Genomic DNA, 14,836 nt, shown 5'->3' with positions numbered 1-14,836 from the left:
GGCGTTCGAGGACGAGGCCGTTCAGGCCGAAGCGGGGGTCTGGGGGCGGCGGCCCCCAGGGACGGTCACAGCAACGCCGGGTACCTATTCGCCGGACCGAGCGGCAGCCTCCCGCGCCTTCTCCTCGGCCTCCATCTCCGCGAACACGTCGATCGGCGCGGGCGCCTTCGCGAGGAACACCCACGTCAGCCACACGGCCAGCAGGAACGGCGGGATCTTCAGCGCGACGAGCACCCAGCCCAGCTGGGTCGTGTCCGCCCACCAGTACAGCGGGAAGAGGATCGCGCACTTGGCGAGCAGGATCGCGCCCCACGCGTAACTGGCCTTCGCGTACGCCTTCTTGCGCCCGGGATTGCGTGTACGCCAGGAGAGGTTCTCCTTGAACACCGGCCCGAGGATCAACCCGATCAGCGGCACCCCGCACAGCGTCGTGATGATGTACGCGAGCCCCAGCCCCAGCGTGTAGAGCATGCCGGGCAGATAGAAGTCCTTCGCGTTGCCCGTCATCATCGCGAACACGACACCGAAGGCGACGCCGAAGACGCCGCTGAACGCGTGCTTGACGGTGTCCCGCATCACCAGGCGTACGACCACTAGCACCAGGGACACCGCGAGCGCGGCGATGGCCGAGAGGTGCAGGTCCTTGTTGATCGTGTAGATGGTGACGAAGAGCAGACCCGGCAGCACCGTCTCGATCATGCCGCGCATGCCGCCGAAGGCCTCGAACAGGGCGGCCTCGGTTACCGCCCGGGCGTCGTGCTCGGCGTTCGCGGTGGTGTCGGTGGTGTCTTCAGTCGGCTTGTCGAGCGACGTCACCGGCTACTCCCGTCCGAGGGGTCTCAGTTCGTATTTCGGGTTGAACAGCACGCGGCGGCCCCGGCTCATGGAGACCCGGCCCGATGCGATCAGCCGGCGCCCCGGCTCTATCCCGACTATGGAGCGCCTGCCGAGCCACACCACGTCCAGCGCGGCGGAGCCGTCGAACAGCTCGGCCTCCAGGGCCGGAACGCCCGCGCGAGGCCGCAGGGTGACCGTGCGCAAGGTACCAGTAACGGTCACTATCTGTCGGTCACGGCAGTCACCGATCTTGATACAGCCGGCCGTCTCGGCGTCCTCACGCAGCTCCTCGGACTCCAGGTCCTCCTGCGACGAGGAGAGCCGGTCGAGCATGCGCCGGAACCGGCCCACCGACTTTTCGGAACGAGGAACAGCACTCATGTCCTGAAGCCTACCGGGCATCACTTCTCGAACCGATAGCCCATCCCAGGCTCGGTGACGAAGTGCCGGGGATGCGACGGGTCGGCCTCCAGTTTCCTGCGCAGCTGGGCCATGTAGACCCGCAGATAGTTCGTCTCCGTCCCGTATGACGGTCCCCACACCTCCTGAAGCAGTTGCCGCTGACTGACGAGACGTCCCGTATTGCGGACGAGCACCTCCAGCAGATGCCATTCCGTGGGGGTCAGCCGTACGTCCTTCCCGCCCCGGTTGACCTTCTTGGCGGCCAGGTCGACGGTGAACTCCTCGGTCTCCACCATCACGTCGTCCTCGCCGCCCCCGGTGGGTTCGGCGCGGCGTACGGCGGCCCGCAGCCGGGCGAGCAGTTCGTCCATGCCGAAGGGCTTGGTGACGTAGTCGTCCGCGCCCGCGTCCAGCGCCTCGACCTTCTCGTCGGAGGAGTGCCGGGCGGACAGCACCAGGATCGGCACCCGGGTCCAGCCCCGCAGGCCCCGGATGACCTCGACGCCGTCCATGTCGGGCAGTCCGAGGTCGAGGACGACCACGTCGGGGTGGCGGGTAGTGGCGAGTTCGAGGGCGGTGGCCCCGTCGTGGGCCGCGTCGACCTCGTACCTGCGGGCCTTGAGGTTGATCACGAGGGCGCGCACGATCTGCGGCTCGTCGTCGATCACCAGAACCCTGGTGGGGGTCTGGGGAGTCCCCGTGGTCGGGCTCATCATGTGGTCTGCCTTTCTGGTTCCACGGGGTGCTCCACTGGCACGCCCCCCTCTTCGACAAGCTCCGCGCGCGATCCCGCCGCCCGCACGGTGAGCACCATGGTGAGACCGCCCCCGGGGGTGTCCTCGGCGTTCAGTGTGCCGCCCATCGCCTCGGCGAACCCGCGGGCGACCGCGAGTCCGAGACCGACTCCCGCGCCGCGCGGGGCGTCGCCGTAGCGCTGGAAGGGCGCGAAGATACGTTCCTTGGCGTCGTCCGGGACGCCCGGCCCGCGGTCGACCACCCGGACCTCGACGCGGTCCGCGAGGGCGCTGGCGGCCACCAGGACCCTGCTGTCGTCCGGGCTGTACTTGACGGCGTTCTCGACCAGGTTGGCCACCGACCGCTCCAGCAGCCCGGGGTCCACGGCGACCATGGGCAGCGTCTCCGGGATGTCCAGCTCGGCGCTTCCGTCCGGCACCCCGCCCAGCGCCATCGGCACCACCTCGTCGAGGTCGATCTCCCTGATCAGCGGCGTGACCGTACCGGTCTGGAGCCGGGACATGTCCAAGAGGTTCCCGACCAGGTGGTCCAGCCGGTCGGCGCCCTCCTCGATGCCCGCCAGCAGCTCGGCCTCGTCCTCCTCCGACCAGGCCACGTCGTCGGACCGCAGCGAGGAGACCGCCGCCTTGATGCCCGCGAGCGGCGTACGGAGGTCGTGGCTGACGGCGGCCAGCAGCGCCGTACGGATGCGGTTGCCCTCGGCCAGCTCCTTGGCCTGGTCGGCCTCCTCCTGGAGCCGGCGCCGGTCCAGGACCACGGCGGCCTGGGCGGCGAAGGCGGCGAGCACCCGGCGGTCCTCGGCGGGCAGCACACGGCCGGTCAGCGCGAGCGCCATGTGGTCGCCGACCGGTACGTCGACGTCCGCGTCCTCCGGCCGCTGCGGCGCCCGTCCGCGGCCCGCCTCGCCCGCGCGCGTCCATGGGTCGACGTCGCTCTCGCGCTCCAGCAGGGCCGCCGACTCCATGCCGAAGGTCTCGCGGACCCGTTCCAGCAGCTCCTCCAGGCCGGTCTCGCCGCGCAGGACGTTGCCCGCGAGGAACGACAGGATCTCCGACTCGGCGCGCAGCCGTGCCGCCTGGTGGGTTCGGCGGGCGGCGAGGTCGACCACGGAGGCGACCGCGACCGCCACCAGGACGAAGATCACCAGGGCGAGCAGGTTCTTCGGGTCGGCGATCGAGATGCGGTGCAGGGGCGGGGTGAAGTACCAGTTGAGCAGCAGTGAGCCGACCGCCGCGGAGGACAGGGCGGGGTAGAGCCCGCCGAGCAGGGCCGCGGCCACCGTCAGGGTCAGGAACAGCAGCATGTCGTTCGCGAGACCGAGGTCGGCGTCGATGTGGGTCAGCAGCAGGGTGAGCAGCACCGGGCCGGCGACGCCGGTGAACCAGCCCCAGAGGATCCGGGGCCGGCCGAGACGGGCTCCCCTGGCCACGGGCAGTCCACGCCCCTTGGCGGCCTCCTCGTGCGTGACGATGTGCACGTCGAGGTCGGGACCCGAGTCCCGGGCGACGGTCACGCCCACGCCCGGTCCGAAGACGTACTGCCAGCTTCGGCGGCGCGAGGAGCCGAGGACGATCTGGGTGGCGTTCACACCGCGCGCGAAGTCGAGCAGGGCGGCCGGGATGTCGTCGCCGACGACATGGTGGAACGTTCCGCCCAGGTCCTCGACGAGGGTGCGCTGGACGGCGAGCTCCTTCGGCGAGGCGGAGGTCAGTCCGTCGCTGCGGGCGATGTAGACGGCCATTACCTCCCCGCCGGCGCCCTTCTCCGCGAGCCGGGCAGCCCGGCGGATCAGGGTCCGCCCCTCGGGACCGCCGGTCAGCCCGACCACGATCCGCTCCCGCGAACCCCAGATCTTCGACACGCGGTGCTCGCTGCGGTACTGCTTCAGATACTCGTCGACCCGGTCCGCCACCCACAGCAGCGCCAGCTCACGCAGCGCGGTCAGGTTGCCGGGCCGGAAGTAGTTCGACAGGGCCGCGTCGACCTTGTCGGGCCGGTAGATGTTGCCGTGCGCCATGCGCCGCCGCAGCGCCTGGGGCGACATGTCGACCAGCTCGATCTGGTCGGCCCGGCGCACCACCTCGTCCGGCACGGTCTCCTGCTGCCGTACGCCGGTGATGGACTCGACGACGTCACCGAGGGACTCCAGATGCTGGATGTTGACGGTCGATATCACGTCGATACCCGCCGCCAGCAGCTCCTCCACGTCCTGCCAGCGCTTGGCGTTGCGGGAGCCGGGGATGTTGGTGTGGGCGAGTTCGTCGACGAGCGCCACCTGGGGACGCCTGGCCAGGACGGCGTCCACGTCCATCTCGGTGAAGGCGCTCCCCCGGTACTCCAGCCACCTGCGCGGGACCTGGTCGAGCCCGTGCAGCATCACCTCGGTGCGCGGCCGCTCGTGGTGCTCCACGAAGGCGACCACGCAGTCGGTGCCCCGCTCGATGCGGCGGTGCGCCTCGGACAGCATCGCGTACGTCTTGCCGACGCCCGGTGCCGCACCGAGGTAGATCCGAAGCTTGCCGCGTCCCATGGTCCTCATTGTGTTCCGGCCACTGCTGCCTACGCAGCGTCGACCTTACGGCCAATAATCGCGACAAATGGGGCCGGGTGCGGTGGCGGGAGCGTCTTTGACGCAACTCTGACGCTCCCGCCGCCCCCGTGGATCTCAGCCGGGGTTGTCGCCGTGGGTGAGGGTCTCCCAGGCGACGAAGAGGTTGTTGCTGCCGGCAGGACGGTTGCGCACGGTCAGGGTCTCGGTGTTGGTCATGGCGTGGCCGAGACGGTTGGCCAGGGCGTTGTGCCCGACCTCGGTGACCGGACCGAGCCCGAGCTTCAGCGAGCCGCGGCACAGCCAGCTGGGCACGGCCGTACCGAGCTCGTACCTGGCCTGGAACCCGAGCGCGTGCCGCAGCCGCTCACCGACGTCGGTGCCGTACAGGTCCTGCCCCTGGATCCGGCTGGTCTCCGCGACGTGGGAGATGGCGGAGATGCCGTAGCCGGTGTGGGTGAGGTCGCGGCAGGTCTCCTGGGTGAGGCCGGTGACGAAGGTGGACTGCCCCTGCCAGTAGTTGACGATCTTCTCGCGGGTGTCGAGGTTCTGGCTCGGCACGGTCTTCGGCAGCTCGCCGTCGGAGGACAGGTAGACGTAGGCGGCGGTGCGGGTGCGGAACTTCGCCATGGCCTTGTCGTACGACGCCTTGTCCTCGAGGAAGACCGAGATGCCGACGGCGGCCTCCATCATCGACAGCTCCCAGTTGCCGTTGGAGTTCGAGCCGTTGACGATCTCGGGCAGATAGACGGAGCGGAGCATGGTCGCGAACCGGCCGGAGTTCGCCCAGTTCCCGGTGTACGTGTACTTGATGATCTCGGCCGCCCTGGGCCAGGAGGAGCCGGCCCAGCCCGTCTGGAGGGGCGCGTTGCTGTTGGTGTGGTCCCTGATCACCGCGGACCAGGCGTCCATCAGCTCGATGGCCTTCCGCGCGTGCCGCTCGTCGCGGGTGATGTACCAGGCGAGGGCCTGGGTGTAGGCGGCCGTCGCGTCCTCGCGCTCGTCGGTGCAGCCGTGGTTGGGGTTCGAGTACGAGCCGCACTCGACGACCGCGCGGGGCTTGGGGGTGCGGTTCAGATCGGCGTACTTGCTCACCATCATCCGGTCGAAGGCGCCCTTCCAGGGCTGGGCGCCGGCGTTGACCTTGGAGCGGGTGAAGTCCAACTGCCCCTGGGAGACGGTGACTCCGGGGTGGACGAAGGCGGCGGGAGCGGCGCCGGCTCCGGTGGGCCAGGCGAGGACACCGGCGACGAGGGCGGCCGCGGCCGCGAAGAGTGCGGTTCTGCGCATGCGTGGGGGGCCTTCCGTTCTCGTATATGAACGCGAAGCGCCTTTATGAACAGACGCGTTGGCCGCAGACGGTAGGTACAGACCAATGCGCCGTCAAGAGTTCACGCACGAGAAAGGGCCGCACCCCTGAGGGGTACGGCCCTGATGTTTCTACGACCCTCAGCGAACCTCGGTGATCTCCGGGCCGCGCTGGAGCTGGCCCATGCCGCCGGAGAAGCGCGAACCCGCCTCCTCCTGCTGGACGCCCTCGGGGACCATCTGGGCGTCGTTCGGCAGCTTCAGGACGATCGGGTCACGGGGAGCCATCGGGCCCTCGCCGCGAACCACGACCGTGTCCCGGAAGATCTGCTCGAGCAGACCGGCTGCCTGCGGCTGCACCGCGCCCTGGCCCGAGATCACACCGCGCAGGAACCAGCGGGGACCGTCCACACCGACGAACCGCACGACCTGGAAACCACCGGTGCCGTCCGGCAGCTGAACCGGCACCTGGGCCCGCAGCTCCCAGCCGAGCGGACCCTCGACCTCGTCGATGATGCCACCCTGCTGGGTGATGCCGGAGCCGATCTCCTCGCGTACCTCGCCCCAGATGCCCTCGCGCTTGGGCGCGGCGAAGGCCTGGAGCTGGATGGCGCTGTCGCGCAGCACGACGGTCGCCGCGACGATCGCGTCGCCCGCGACCTCCACGCGCAGTTCCATGCCGTCGACGCCCGGCACCAACAGGCCGCCCAGGTCGACCCTGCCCTCGCCGGGCTCACGGACCTCGGAGCTGTCCCAGGGCCCGTCGGGCCGCGGCTCCGGCTCCAGCCTCACGCGCTCGCGCTCACCGTCGTCGTCCGCCTCAGTGTCGACACTGTCGACGACCTGCTCGGGCTCGCCGGCCGCGTCCTCGGCGGCACCCTTCTTCTTGCGACGTCCGAACACGTCACTGTCCTTCCCGGTCGGATACGACCGAAGCGTATCGATTCCCACCCGTTGCGCCGCCATCGGCGGCCTCATCGCTTGTATCGCTTGTGCCGCCCACCGCGGCATGCCCGCCGGTGGACCCGAAGCCCCCTGCGGCCCGTGCCGAATCGGGAAGCTCCGCGACCTCCTGGAAGCGGACCCTCTCGACCTGCTGGACGACCAGTTGGGCAATCCGGTCGAAGCGCTCGAACCGCACGGTCTCATGCGGGTCGAGATTCACCACGATCACCTTGATCTCCCCACGGTACCCGGCATCAACCGTCCCCGGGGCATTCACGAGGGCGACACCTAGGCGGGCGGCGAGACCGGACCGGGGGTGCACGAACGCCGCGTACCCCTCCGGGAGGGCGACAGACACCCCGGTGGGCAGTACGGCCCGCTCCCCCGGCTTCAGTTCGCGTGACTCGGTGGTGCGCAGATCGGCTCCCGCGTCACCGGGGTGCGCGTACTCCGGCAGCGGTACGTCCGGGTCGAGGCGCCGGATCAGCACGTTCAGGGGGGCACGGCTCACGGGTTCACCTCGAAGGCACGGGCACGCCGGACCTGGTCCGGGTCGTTCATGGCGGCCCTGATCTCCTCCGGGCGGCCGTTGTCGATGAAGTGGTCGACCTTCACCTCGATGAAGAGGGCGTCGGCACGGACGGCGACGGGCCCGTCGGAGCCGCCGATCCGCCCGGTGGCGGTGGAGTAGATCTTGCGGCCCGCCACCGCCGTCACCTCGGCCTCCAGATACAGCACCGTGCCCACGGGCACCGGCCGCACGAAGTCGGTCTCCAGCCGCCCGGTCACGGCGATCGTGCGCAGCAGCCAGTTCAGCGAGCCGAGGGTCTCGTCGAGGGCGGTCGCGAGCACCCCGCCGTGCGCCAGGCCGGGCGCGCCCTGATGGGCGGGCTGCACGGTGAACTCGGCCGTGATGCTGACGCCGTCCCCGGCTCGCGCCTCCAGATGCAGCCCGTGGGCCTGCTCGCCGCCGCAGCCGAAACACTCGCCGTAGTGCGCGCCGAGGAGCTCACCGGGTGCGGGAGCATCGGGGTGACGGGCCGGTTTCACGGCGTCGGCCGGCGGCTTGAGCGCTGCTGAAGTACCACTCACAGCCGCAGACCTTACCCGCCCGCCCGTCTCCCGCCGCAGCCCTCCCTGACGGCGCTTCGCGCCGACCCCTGACGCTGGTCGCAGTAGGACACCGTGCCAAGCTTGGCTCCATGCAGCTCTCCGCCGCCCCGTACGAAGAACGGCTCACCGCCCCGCGCTCCTGGTGGCTGGTCTCGTTCCTGGTCGGGGTCTCCCTGGCCCTGATCCTTCTGCCGTTCGGCACGCTGCCCATGCTCGGCGGCCTGGTCGGCGGCACCGCCGCTGCGGCCGTCGTGGCCAGCTCGTACGGCTCGCTGCGCATTCGCGTGGTAGGCGGTTCACTGATCGCCGGCGAGGCGAAGATCCCGGTGCGGGCCCTGGGCGAGGCGCATGTCCTGGACCCCGAGGAGGCCCGCGCCTGGCGCACCCACAAGGCCGACACCCGCGCCTTCCTCCTCCTGCGCGCCTACATCCCCACGGCCCTGCGCGTGGAGGTCACCGACCCCGAGGACCCGACTCCGTACCTCTACCTTTCGACCCGTGAGCCGGAGCGGCTGGCGCAGGCGATCGAGGCGGCCAAGGCCTCGGCCTAGCACACCCGAGCGGGGCTTCACCGGTCCGGACCGAGCGTCCCGCGCCCGAGGTCCCGCACGATGTCACCCATCTCCAGCGGTTGCGCAGGGCGTTCCAGGGGCGGCAGTTGGGGCAGTTCGTCCCAGGGCACCCGGACCTTGCGCAGGTCCGCACGCACGCGTGCCGCGAGTCTCTTGGTGTCACGGCGGTTCATGACCGCGCCCACGGCGGCCCCCACCATGAAGGGCATCAGGTTCGGCAGGTTGCGGACGGTGCGCTTCATGATCTGCTGACGCAACTCACGCTTCATCTGCCCACCGAGAGCGGCGTTTATCGTCGCCGGCTTCATCGGGTCGATGCCGCGCTCCTCGGACCACGAGGTCAGATACGCGGTGCTGCGCTGCTTGAGGTTTCCGGGCGGGCGTACGCCGTACACCTCGTGCAGTTCGGCGATCAGCTTCAGCTCGATCGCCGCGACACCGGTGATCTCGGCGGCCAGCTCCGTCGGCATCGCGGGTGGCACGGGCAGCATCGCCGCCGCACCGACTCCCGCGCCGACCGTCGAGCTCGCGTTCGCCGCGCCCGCCACGAGCTTGTCGGCGAGTTGCTCGGGCCCGAGGCCGGGGAACTGCCGGCGAAGGGTCGCGAGGTCGCGTACGGGGATCCGCGGGGCGTTCTCGATGATCCGGTCCGCCAGGTACCCGAGGCCCGCTCTGGCGCGGCTGCCGCCCTTACGGACACCTTCCCGGGCCTTCTCCCGGATCACCGCGGTCCTCCGTCGGGCGACGGGCGCGGGAACGGCCGCGGGCGCCGGAAGGTCTGCCCCGGACATCGGTTCGAGCGAGGCTCCCGGACCGGATGAGCCCCGCTCGTCGTCACGCGCGCCGTACAGGCCGTCGGACGGCCCTTCGTCCGCTCCCGACGGTCGGGAGCGGCGCTTCCAAGGAGGGGTCGAGCCAGTCATGCCCGACCCGACCTCAGTCGCAGTCGCGGCAGATCGGCTGACCGTTCTTCTCGCGGGCCAGCTGGCTGCGGTGGTGCACCAGGAAGCAGCTCATGCAGGTGAACTCGTCCTGCTGCTTCGGCAGCACCCGGACGGCCAACTCCTCGTTCGAGAGGTCCGCGCCGGGCAGCTCCAGGCCTTCGGCGGCCTCGAACTCGTCGACGTCCACAGCGGACGTCGACTTGTCGTTCCGCCTGGCCTTCAGCTCTTCAAGGCTGTCCGAGTCGACGTCGTCGTCGGTCTTGCGTGGGGTGTCGTAATCCGTTGCCATGTCGCTCTCCCCCTCTGGGTGTCTGCGGTGTCTCCAGCGCACGTAACGCGTGAGAGGCCGGACTTGTGCCCGACCCGAGGCGGAGATTTTGCCTCACATCAAGGTCTGTTACTCAATCGACACCCAACCGAACTCCTCAAGAGTGATCGGCTTGGATGGCGAACGGGACCGTACACGGTCCTAATGCCGCAGTTCAAAGGCGTCTCACCGTGTACTTCCCGTGATCAAGACCCTCGAAAACCCGGATTTTCCCGGCTTTCCGACAGGTCTCATGATCACGGAGAGTAGATGGCCGGAAAACCGCCCTTGTGATCGATCACACACGAGAGTGTTCGCCGAGTGCCCAGAAAATTCCGCGCAAAGCGAACATCCCCGTGTACCTGCCGGGTATCGGCGCACATGATCTCAGATCGGCAGGGCGAAGCGCATCACGAGACCGCCGCCCTCTCGTGGTTGAGCCGAGATGTGCCCGCCGTGCGCCCGCGCCACCGACCGCACGATGGACAGCCCCAGGCCCACGCCCTTGTCGCTGCCCGTGCGTTCCGTACGCAAGCGCCGGAACGGCTCAAACAGATTGTCGATCTCATACGCCGGCACCACCGGCCCGGTGTTGGCGACGATCAGGACCGCCTGCCCGTGCTGGACGTCGGTGGTGACCTCGACCCAGCCGCCCTCCGGGATGTTGTACCGGACGGCGTTCTGCACCAGGTTCAGCGCGATCCGCTCCAGCAGCACGCCGTTGCCCTGGACGACCGCGGGCTTCTGCTCGCCGCGGATCAGCACGCCCTTGGCATGGGCCTCCGCGTGCACCTGGTCGACGGCCTGCTCGGCCACCTCCGCGAGGTCCACGGGTTTGCGCTCGACGATCTGGTTGTCGCTGCGGGCGAGCAGCAGCAGGCCCTCGACCAGCTGCTCGCTGCGCTCGTTGGTGGCCAGCAGCGTCTTGCCGAGCTGCTGGAGCTCCACCGGCGCGCCCGGGTCCGACAGATGCACCTCCAGGAGCGTGCGGTTGATCGCGAGCGGGGTGCGCAGCTCGTGCGAGGCGTTGCCCACGAAACGCTGCTGCGCCGTGAAGGCCCGTTGCAACCGCTCCAGCATCTCGTCGAAGGTGTCGGCCAGCTCCTTGAGCTCGTCGTCCGGACCGTCCAGTTCGATACGACGGGACAGATCCGAGCCCGCCACCGCACGCGCGGTCCGGGTGATCCGGCCCAGCGGCGACAGCACACGGCCGGCCATGGCGTAGCCGAAGGCGAAGGCGATGATGGCGAGGCCGAGGAGGGCCAGGAGGGAGCGGCTGAGGAGGTCGTCAAGGGCGTGCCGACGCTGCTCGTTGACGCAGGAGTTCATCGCGTCGTTGAACACCTCGGGGGTGGCACTCGACGGCAGGTCGCAGACATTGCTGGTGACCTTGCCCTCCGCGATCCTGAAGGGCAGGTCGCTGCCCACGTGCAGCGCCTGGGCCGCCAGCAAGTAGATGATCGACAGCAGCAGGATCCCGGCGATCAGGAACATGCCGCCGTACAGCAGCGTGAGCCGTATCCGGATGGTGGGACGCAGCCACGGAAAGGCGGGCTCCCCCTTGCGGGGGTCCCAGGTGGGTTTCGGGGGCGCCTGCGGAGGCGCGGGTGTCGCGGCCATGGGGTATCAGATCCGGTAGCCGGAACCGGGCACGGTGACGATCACCGGCGGTTCCCCGAGCTTGCGGCGCAGCGTCATGACGGTCACCCGCACCACGTTCGTGAACGGGTCGGTGTTCTCGTCCCAGGCCTTCTCCAGCAGTTGCTCGGCGGAGACGACCGCGCCCTCGCTGCGCATCAGCACCTCCAGGACCGCGAACTCCTTCGGCGCGAGCTGCACCTCCTTGCCGTCGCGGAAGACCTCGCGGCGGTTGGGGTCGAGCTTGATGCCGGCGCGCTCCAGGACGGGCGGCAGCGGAACGCTCGTACGGCGGCCGAGGGCACGCACGCGTGCCGTCAGCTCGCTGAAGGCGAAGGGCTTGGGGAGATAGTCGTCGGCGCCGATCTCCAGCCCTTCGACCCGGTCGCTGACGTCGCCGGAAGCCGTGAGCATCAGCACGCGCGTGGGCATGCCCAGCTCGACGATCTTGCGGCACACGTCGTCGCCGTGCACCAGCGGGAGGTCGCGGTCGAGGACGACCACGTCGTAGTCGTTGACGCCGATGCGCTCCAGGGCGGCCGCACCGTCGTACACGACGTCGACGGCCATGGCCTCCCGGCGCAGTCCGGTGGCCACCGCATCGGCGAGCAGTTGCTCGTCCTCGACGACGAGTACGCGCACGTCGCTTGTCCTTCCTGTGTCCACCCGCGTAGCGCTGGTCCTCGCTCGCGGGCAGGTGTTCGTCGGGTGTCTCGGCCTCCATCCTGCCCTTTTCGGTCATAAGTCGGCGGTAAGACGGGTGAGCGGCCCATGAGGGACAGGTATGAAGCCCGGGAATGCGAGATTTTCTCTTCCGGTTGAGGTTTCCGCGGAAGAGAGCGGGGGGAGGACGGCTTGTACACCCCGCGATCACGCTCTGCTTGTGCCGCAGCACCAAGCGGTACACGGCGATCCGCTTTCCGCAGAGCGGGTGTGGGTGTCCGGCACCGTCGCCGCCCGGCCTGGGCAGCGCTGGGCATCCACTGGAGACGTGATCGTCCCTTCCGAACGGCACACCCCCGTGCCATCGACCCACGACCAGGACGAGGGGGCGCAGCATGGACGCATTCACCGCAGGACTTCTGCAGCGCATAAGGGCGACCGAGACCGACCTGACGCGCGCTCGTGACGAGGGCGACGACTTCCTCGTCGAGGTGGAGCAGGGCGAGCTCGACGACCTGCGGCGCCTCGCCGCCGAGCACGGTGTGGAAGTCGGCGCGTCTAGCGTCTGACCAGCTCGCAGACCAACAGCAGGCCCCCGGCGAATCCAGCGCCGGGGGCCTGTTGGTTCACCCGGCCGACGTCCGCGAACGGGCCGTGAGCCCTCGCCCCGTCCCTCTCAGTCGTGCCATGCCCCGAACTCCTCCAGCAACCCCTGCAACGGCTCGAAAACCCCCGGCGTAGCAGCCACCGTCAGATCCCGTGACGGCCGCTCCCCGGGCCGTCCGCCCGTCAGCGCACCCGCCTCCCGTGCGATCAGGTCCCCCGCGGCCACGTCCCACGCGTTGAGCCCCCGCTCGTAGTAGCCGTCCAGGCGGCCCGCCGCCAGGTCGCAGAGGTCGATCGCGGCCGAGCCGCCGCGTCGGATGTCGCGCAGGAGGCGGATCAGCCGCTGGGCGACGTCGGCCTGATGGGTGCGGACCTCGGTGACGTAGTTGAAGCCGGTCGAGACCAGGGCCTGCTCCAGGGGGGCCGTGGGGCGGCAGCTGAGCCTGCGCTCGCCCTCCCACGCTCCCCTGGCCCAGGCGCCGCCACCGCGCACCGCGTGGTACGTCTCGCCGCGCATCGGGGCGGCCACGACACCGACGACGGTCTCGCCGTCCTGCTCGGCGGCGATGGACACGGACCAGGTCGGCAGTCCGTAGAGGTAGTTGACCGTGCCGTCCAGGGGGTCGATCACCCAGCGGACGCCGCTGGTGCCCTCGGTGGAGGCGCCTTCCTCGCCGAGGAACCCGTCGTCCGGGCGGTGCTCTGCGATCAGAGTCGTGATCAGCTTCTCCGCCGCGATGTCCATCTCGGTGACCACGTCGATCGGGCTCGACTTGGTCGCCGCGACGGCGAGGTCGGCCGGACGGCCGTCGCGCAGCAGCTCGCCCGCGCGGAGGGCGGCCTCCTGGGCCAGTCCGAGCAGTTCCGAGTGCAGAGGGTCGGGTGCGTCGCTCACGTCGGTCACGGGGCTCCTCACGCGTAGGGGCTGTCGGCGCCCGCCGCGGCGGGCTTGGGCGCGCGGGCGGGGCAGCAGCCCACCGGGCAGATGTTGTGGCTCGCGCCGAGCTCGCCGAGGGCGCAGGGCGTGACCTCCTCCGCGCGCTCCACGGCGGCGCGTTCCAGGACGAGGTCGCGGATCGCGGCGGCGAACCGCGGGTCGTCGCCGACGGTGGCCGAGCGGCGCATCGGCAGACCCAGCTCCTCGGCCTTGGCCTTGGCCTCGGTGTCGAGGTCGTAGAGGACCTCCATGTGGTCGGAGACGAAGCCGATGGGCGAGATCACCACCGCCGGAACGCCGGCCGAGTGGCGCTCCTCCAAGTGGTCGCAGATGTCGGGCTCGAGCCACGGGATGTGCGGGGCGCCGGAGCGGGACTGGTAGACGAGCTGCCAGGGGTGGTCGACACCGGTGCGCTCGCGGACGGCGTCGGCGATCAGCTGGGCGACGTCCAGGTGCTGCTCGACGTACGCGCCGCCCTCGCCGTGGTCCTCCACGGGGCCGGAGGTGTCCGCGGACGCGTTCGGGATCGAGTGGGTCGAGAACGCGATGTGGGCGCCGTCCCGGATGTCCTCAGGGAGGTCGGCGAGGGACGCGAGGACGCCGTCGGTCATCGGCTCCAGGAAACCGGGGTGGTTGAAATAGTGCCGCAGCTTGTCGACCCTCGGCAGCTCCAGGCCCTCGGCCTCCAGGGCGGCGAGCGAGTCGGCGAGGTTCTCGCGGTACTGGCGGCAGCCCGAGTAGGAGGCGTAGGCGCTGGTGGCGAGGACGAGGATGCGGCGGCGGCCGTCGGCGACCATCTCGCGCAGGGTGTCCGTCAGGTAGGGCGCCCAGTTGCGGTTGCCCCAGTAGACCGGCAGATCCAGGCCGTGCTCGGCGAAGTCCTTGCGGAGGGCGTCCAGCAGGGCGCGGTTCTGGTCGTTGATGGGGCTGACGCCGCCGAACAGGAAGTAGTGCTCGCCGACTTCCTTCAGGCGTTCCTTGGGGATGCCCCGCCCGTGGGTGACGTTCTCCAGGAAGGGGATCACGTCGTCCGGGCCCTCGGGGCCCCCGAAGGAGAGCAGGAGCAGGGCGTCGTAGGGGTGGGCATCGCGCGCGTCTGGCATGGGTCGATCCTGTCATCCGGTACTGACAGCCGGGGAACGGTGGGGTGACCACCCGGGTTCCCGTTACGTCCGGCCTGGTGCATTGGGGTCACCTCACTCGTAAGCTGTATCGGCCATCCACACGCCTTACGAGTGACCCTCGTACCCCCGCCGCCCG

16 protein-coding genes are annotated in these 14,836 nt (G+C 70.0%); 2 read left to right on the top strand and 14 right to left on the bottom strand.

Annotated features, from left to right (window positions below; translation table 11 throughout):
• Positions 1 to 84: 84 nt before the first annotated feature.
• The 8 genes from KUM44_RS25415 to KUM44_RS25380 all read right to left on the bottom strand — a co-directional run bounded on the left by KUM44_RS25415 (position 85) and on the right by KUM44_RS25380 (position 7,888).
• Positions 85 to 816 (bottom strand): DUF3159 domain-containing protein, encoded by a 732-nt coding sequence (locus KUM44_RS25415; protein ID WP_217211417.1) that lies wholly within the window; start codon positions 814 to 816, stop codon positions 85 to 87.
• Positions 817 to 819: 3 nt separating this feature from the next.
• Positions 820 to 1,218, bottom strand: a complete 399-nt coding sequence (locus tag KUM44_RS25410; protein ID WP_217211415.1) for an OB-fold nucleic acid binding domain-containing protein — start codon at positions 1,216 to 1,218, stop codon at positions 820 to 822.
• Between the two features lie 20 nt (positions 1,219 to 1,238).
• Complete coding sequence (locus KUM44_RS25405; RefSeq protein WP_254390075.1) at positions 1,239 to 1,955, bottom strand: response regulator; 717 nt, start codon at positions 1,953 to 1,955, stop codon at positions 1,239 to 1,241.
• Positions 1,952 to 4,525, bottom strand: a complete 2,574-nt coding sequence (locus KUM44_RS25400; RefSeq protein ID WP_217211413.1) for a sensor histidine kinase KdpD — start codon at positions 4,523 to 4,525, stop codon at positions 1,952 to 1,954. The genes KUM44_RS25405 and KUM44_RS25400 overlap by 4 nt, the downstream gene beginning before the upstream one ends.
• A gap of 135 nt (positions 4,526 to 4,660) precedes the next feature.
• Positions 4,661 to 5,833, bottom strand: coding sequence for an alginate lyase family protein (locus KUM44_RS25395; protein ID WP_217211411.1), 1,173 nt, complete (start codon positions 5,831 to 5,833; stop codon positions 4,661 to 4,663).
• A 159-nt stretch (positions 5,834 to 5,992) separates the two neighbouring features.
• Positions 5,993 to 6,754, bottom strand: a complete 762-nt coding sequence (locus KUM44_RS25390) for a DUF3710 domain-containing protein (RefSeq protein WP_048580241.1) — start codon at positions 6,752 to 6,754, stop codon at positions 5,993 to 5,995.
• 1 nt (position 6,755) lies between these two features.
• Positions 6,756 to 7,307 carry a dUTP diphosphatase gene (gene dut, locus KUM44_RS25385; protein ID WP_217211409.1) on the bottom strand — a complete coding sequence of 184 codons (552 nt, stop codon included), beginning with the start codon at positions 7,305 to 7,307 and terminating at the stop codon, positions 6,756 to 6,758.
• Positions 7,304 to 7,888 carry a PaaI family thioesterase gene (locus KUM44_RS25380; protein ID WP_217211407.1) on the bottom strand — a complete coding sequence of 195 codons (585 nt, stop codon included), beginning with the start codon at positions 7,886 to 7,888 and terminating at the stop codon, positions 7,304 to 7,306. Before KUM44_RS25380 ends, dut begins: the two co-directional genes overlap by 4 nt.
• 110 nt (positions 7,889 to 7,998) lie before the next feature.
• Here KUM44_RS25380 and KUM44_RS25375 point away from each other — a divergent pair, with 110 nt between their 5' ends.
• Positions 7,999 to 8,460: a DUF3093 domain-containing protein gene (locus KUM44_RS25375; RefSeq protein WP_217211406.1), complete on the top strand. Its 462-nt coding sequence runs from the start codon at positions 7,999 to 8,001 to the stop codon at positions 8,458 to 8,460.
• Between the two features lie 17 nt (positions 8,461 to 8,477).
• Here KUM44_RS25375 and KUM44_RS25370 read toward each other — a convergent pair whose 3' ends face one another.
• From KUM44_RS25370 to KUM44_RS25355, 4 genes are all read right to left on the bottom strand, one after another.
• Positions 8,478 to 9,404, bottom strand: coding sequence for an EcsC family protein (locus tag KUM44_RS25370; protein WP_217211403.1), 927 nt, complete (start codon positions 9,402 to 9,404; stop codon positions 8,478 to 8,480).
• A 13-nt stretch (positions 9,405 to 9,417) separates the two neighbouring features.
• A complete protein-coding gene (locus KUM44_RS25365) occupies positions 9,418 to 9,714 on the bottom strand; it encodes a DUF4193 domain-containing protein (RefSeq protein WP_005481602.1) in 297 nt (98 codons plus the stop codon).
• A 405-nt stretch (positions 9,715 to 10,119) separates the two neighbouring features.
• Complete coding sequence (locus KUM44_RS25360) at positions 10,120 to 11,352, bottom strand: HAMP domain-containing sensor histidine kinase (RefSeq protein ID WP_217211401.1); 1,233 nt, start codon at positions 11,350 to 11,352, stop codon at positions 10,120 to 10,122.
• Between the two features lie 6 nt (positions 11,353 to 11,358).
• Positions 11,359 to 12,012, bottom strand: coding sequence for a response regulator transcription factor (locus KUM44_RS25355; protein ID WP_007385219.1), 654 nt, complete (start codon positions 12,010 to 12,012; stop codon positions 11,359 to 11,361).
• A 416-nt stretch (positions 12,013 to 12,428) separates the two neighbouring features.
• Here KUM44_RS25355 and KUM44_RS25350 point away from each other — a divergent pair, with 416 nt between their 5' ends.
• Entirely contained in the window at positions 12,429 to 12,602 is a 174-nt protein-coding gene (locus KUM44_RS25350; protein WP_217211399.1) for a hypothetical protein, read from the top strand.
• 107 nt (positions 12,603 to 12,709) lie between these two features.
• On the opposite strand, the gene KUM44_RS25345 is transcribed toward KUM44_RS25350, so the two are convergent.
• Together KUM44_RS25345 and KUM44_RS25340 are read right to left on the bottom strand one after the other, a co-directional pair.
• Complete coding sequence (locus KUM44_RS25345; protein ID WP_217211397.1) at positions 12,710 to 13,543, bottom strand: inositol monophosphatase family protein; 834 nt, start codon at positions 13,541 to 13,543, stop codon at positions 12,710 to 12,712.
• An 8-nt stretch (positions 13,544 to 13,551) separates the two neighbouring features.
• Positions 13,552 to 14,679 (bottom strand): ferrochelatase, encoded by a 1,128-nt coding sequence (locus KUM44_RS25340; protein WP_217211395.1) that lies wholly within the window; start codon positions 14,677 to 14,679, stop codon positions 13,552 to 13,554.
• Positions 14,680 to 14,836 lie beyond the last annotated feature (157 nt).

The organism is Streptomyces sp. AC550_RSS872, assembly GCF_019049285.1.
Taxonomy (GTDB): domain Bacteria; phylum Actinomycetota; class Actinomycetes; order Streptomycetales; family Streptomycetaceae; genus Streptomyces.
The sequence above is the reverse complement of the archived record's forward strand: the minus strand, read 5'-3'. Positions and strand labels throughout refer to the sequence as shown.

Bases quoted from the DNA above. Each gene is read 5' to 3' on its own strand.
- KUM44_RS25410 (WP_217211415.1), bottom strand. From the start codon at position 1,218: ATGAGTGCTGTTCCTCGTTCCGAAAAGTCGGTGGGCCGGTTCCGGCGC.
- KUM44_RS25405 (WP_254390075.1), bottom strand. From the start codon at position 1,955: ATGATGAGCCCGACCACGGGGACTCCCCAGACCCCCACCAGGGTTCTG.
- KUM44_RS25400 (WP_217211413.1), bottom strand. From the start codon at position 4,525: ATGGGACGCGGCAAGCTTCGGATCTACCTCGGTGCGGCACCGGGCGTC.
- KUM44_RS25395 (WP_217211411.1), bottom strand. From the start codon at position 5,833: ATGCGCAGAACCGCACTCTTCGCGGCCGCGGCCGCCCTCGTCGCCGGT.
- KUM44_RS25375 (WP_217211406.1), top strand. From the start codon at position 7,999: ATGCAGCTCTCCGCCGCCCCGTACGAAGAACGGCTCACCGCCCCGCGC.
- KUM44_RS25370 (WP_217211403.1), bottom strand. From the start codon at position 9,404: ATGACTGGCTCGACCCCTCCTTGGAAGCGCCGCTCCCGACCGTCGGGA.
- KUM44_RS25365 (WP_005481602.1), bottom strand. From the start codon at position 9,714: ATGGCAACGGATTACGACACCCCACGCAAGACCGACGACGACGTCGAC.
- KUM44_RS25360 (WP_217211401.1), bottom strand. From the start codon at position 11,352: ATGGCCGCGACACCCGCGCCTCCGCAGGCGCCCCCGAAACCCACCTGG.
- KUM44_RS25350 (WP_217211399.1), top strand. From the start codon at position 12,429: ATGGACGCATTCACCGCAGGACTTCTGCAGCGCATAAGGGCGACCGAG.
- KUM44_RS25340 (WP_217211395.1), bottom strand. From the start codon at position 14,679: ATGCCAGACGCGCGCGATGCCCACCCCTACGACGCCCTGCTCCTGCTC.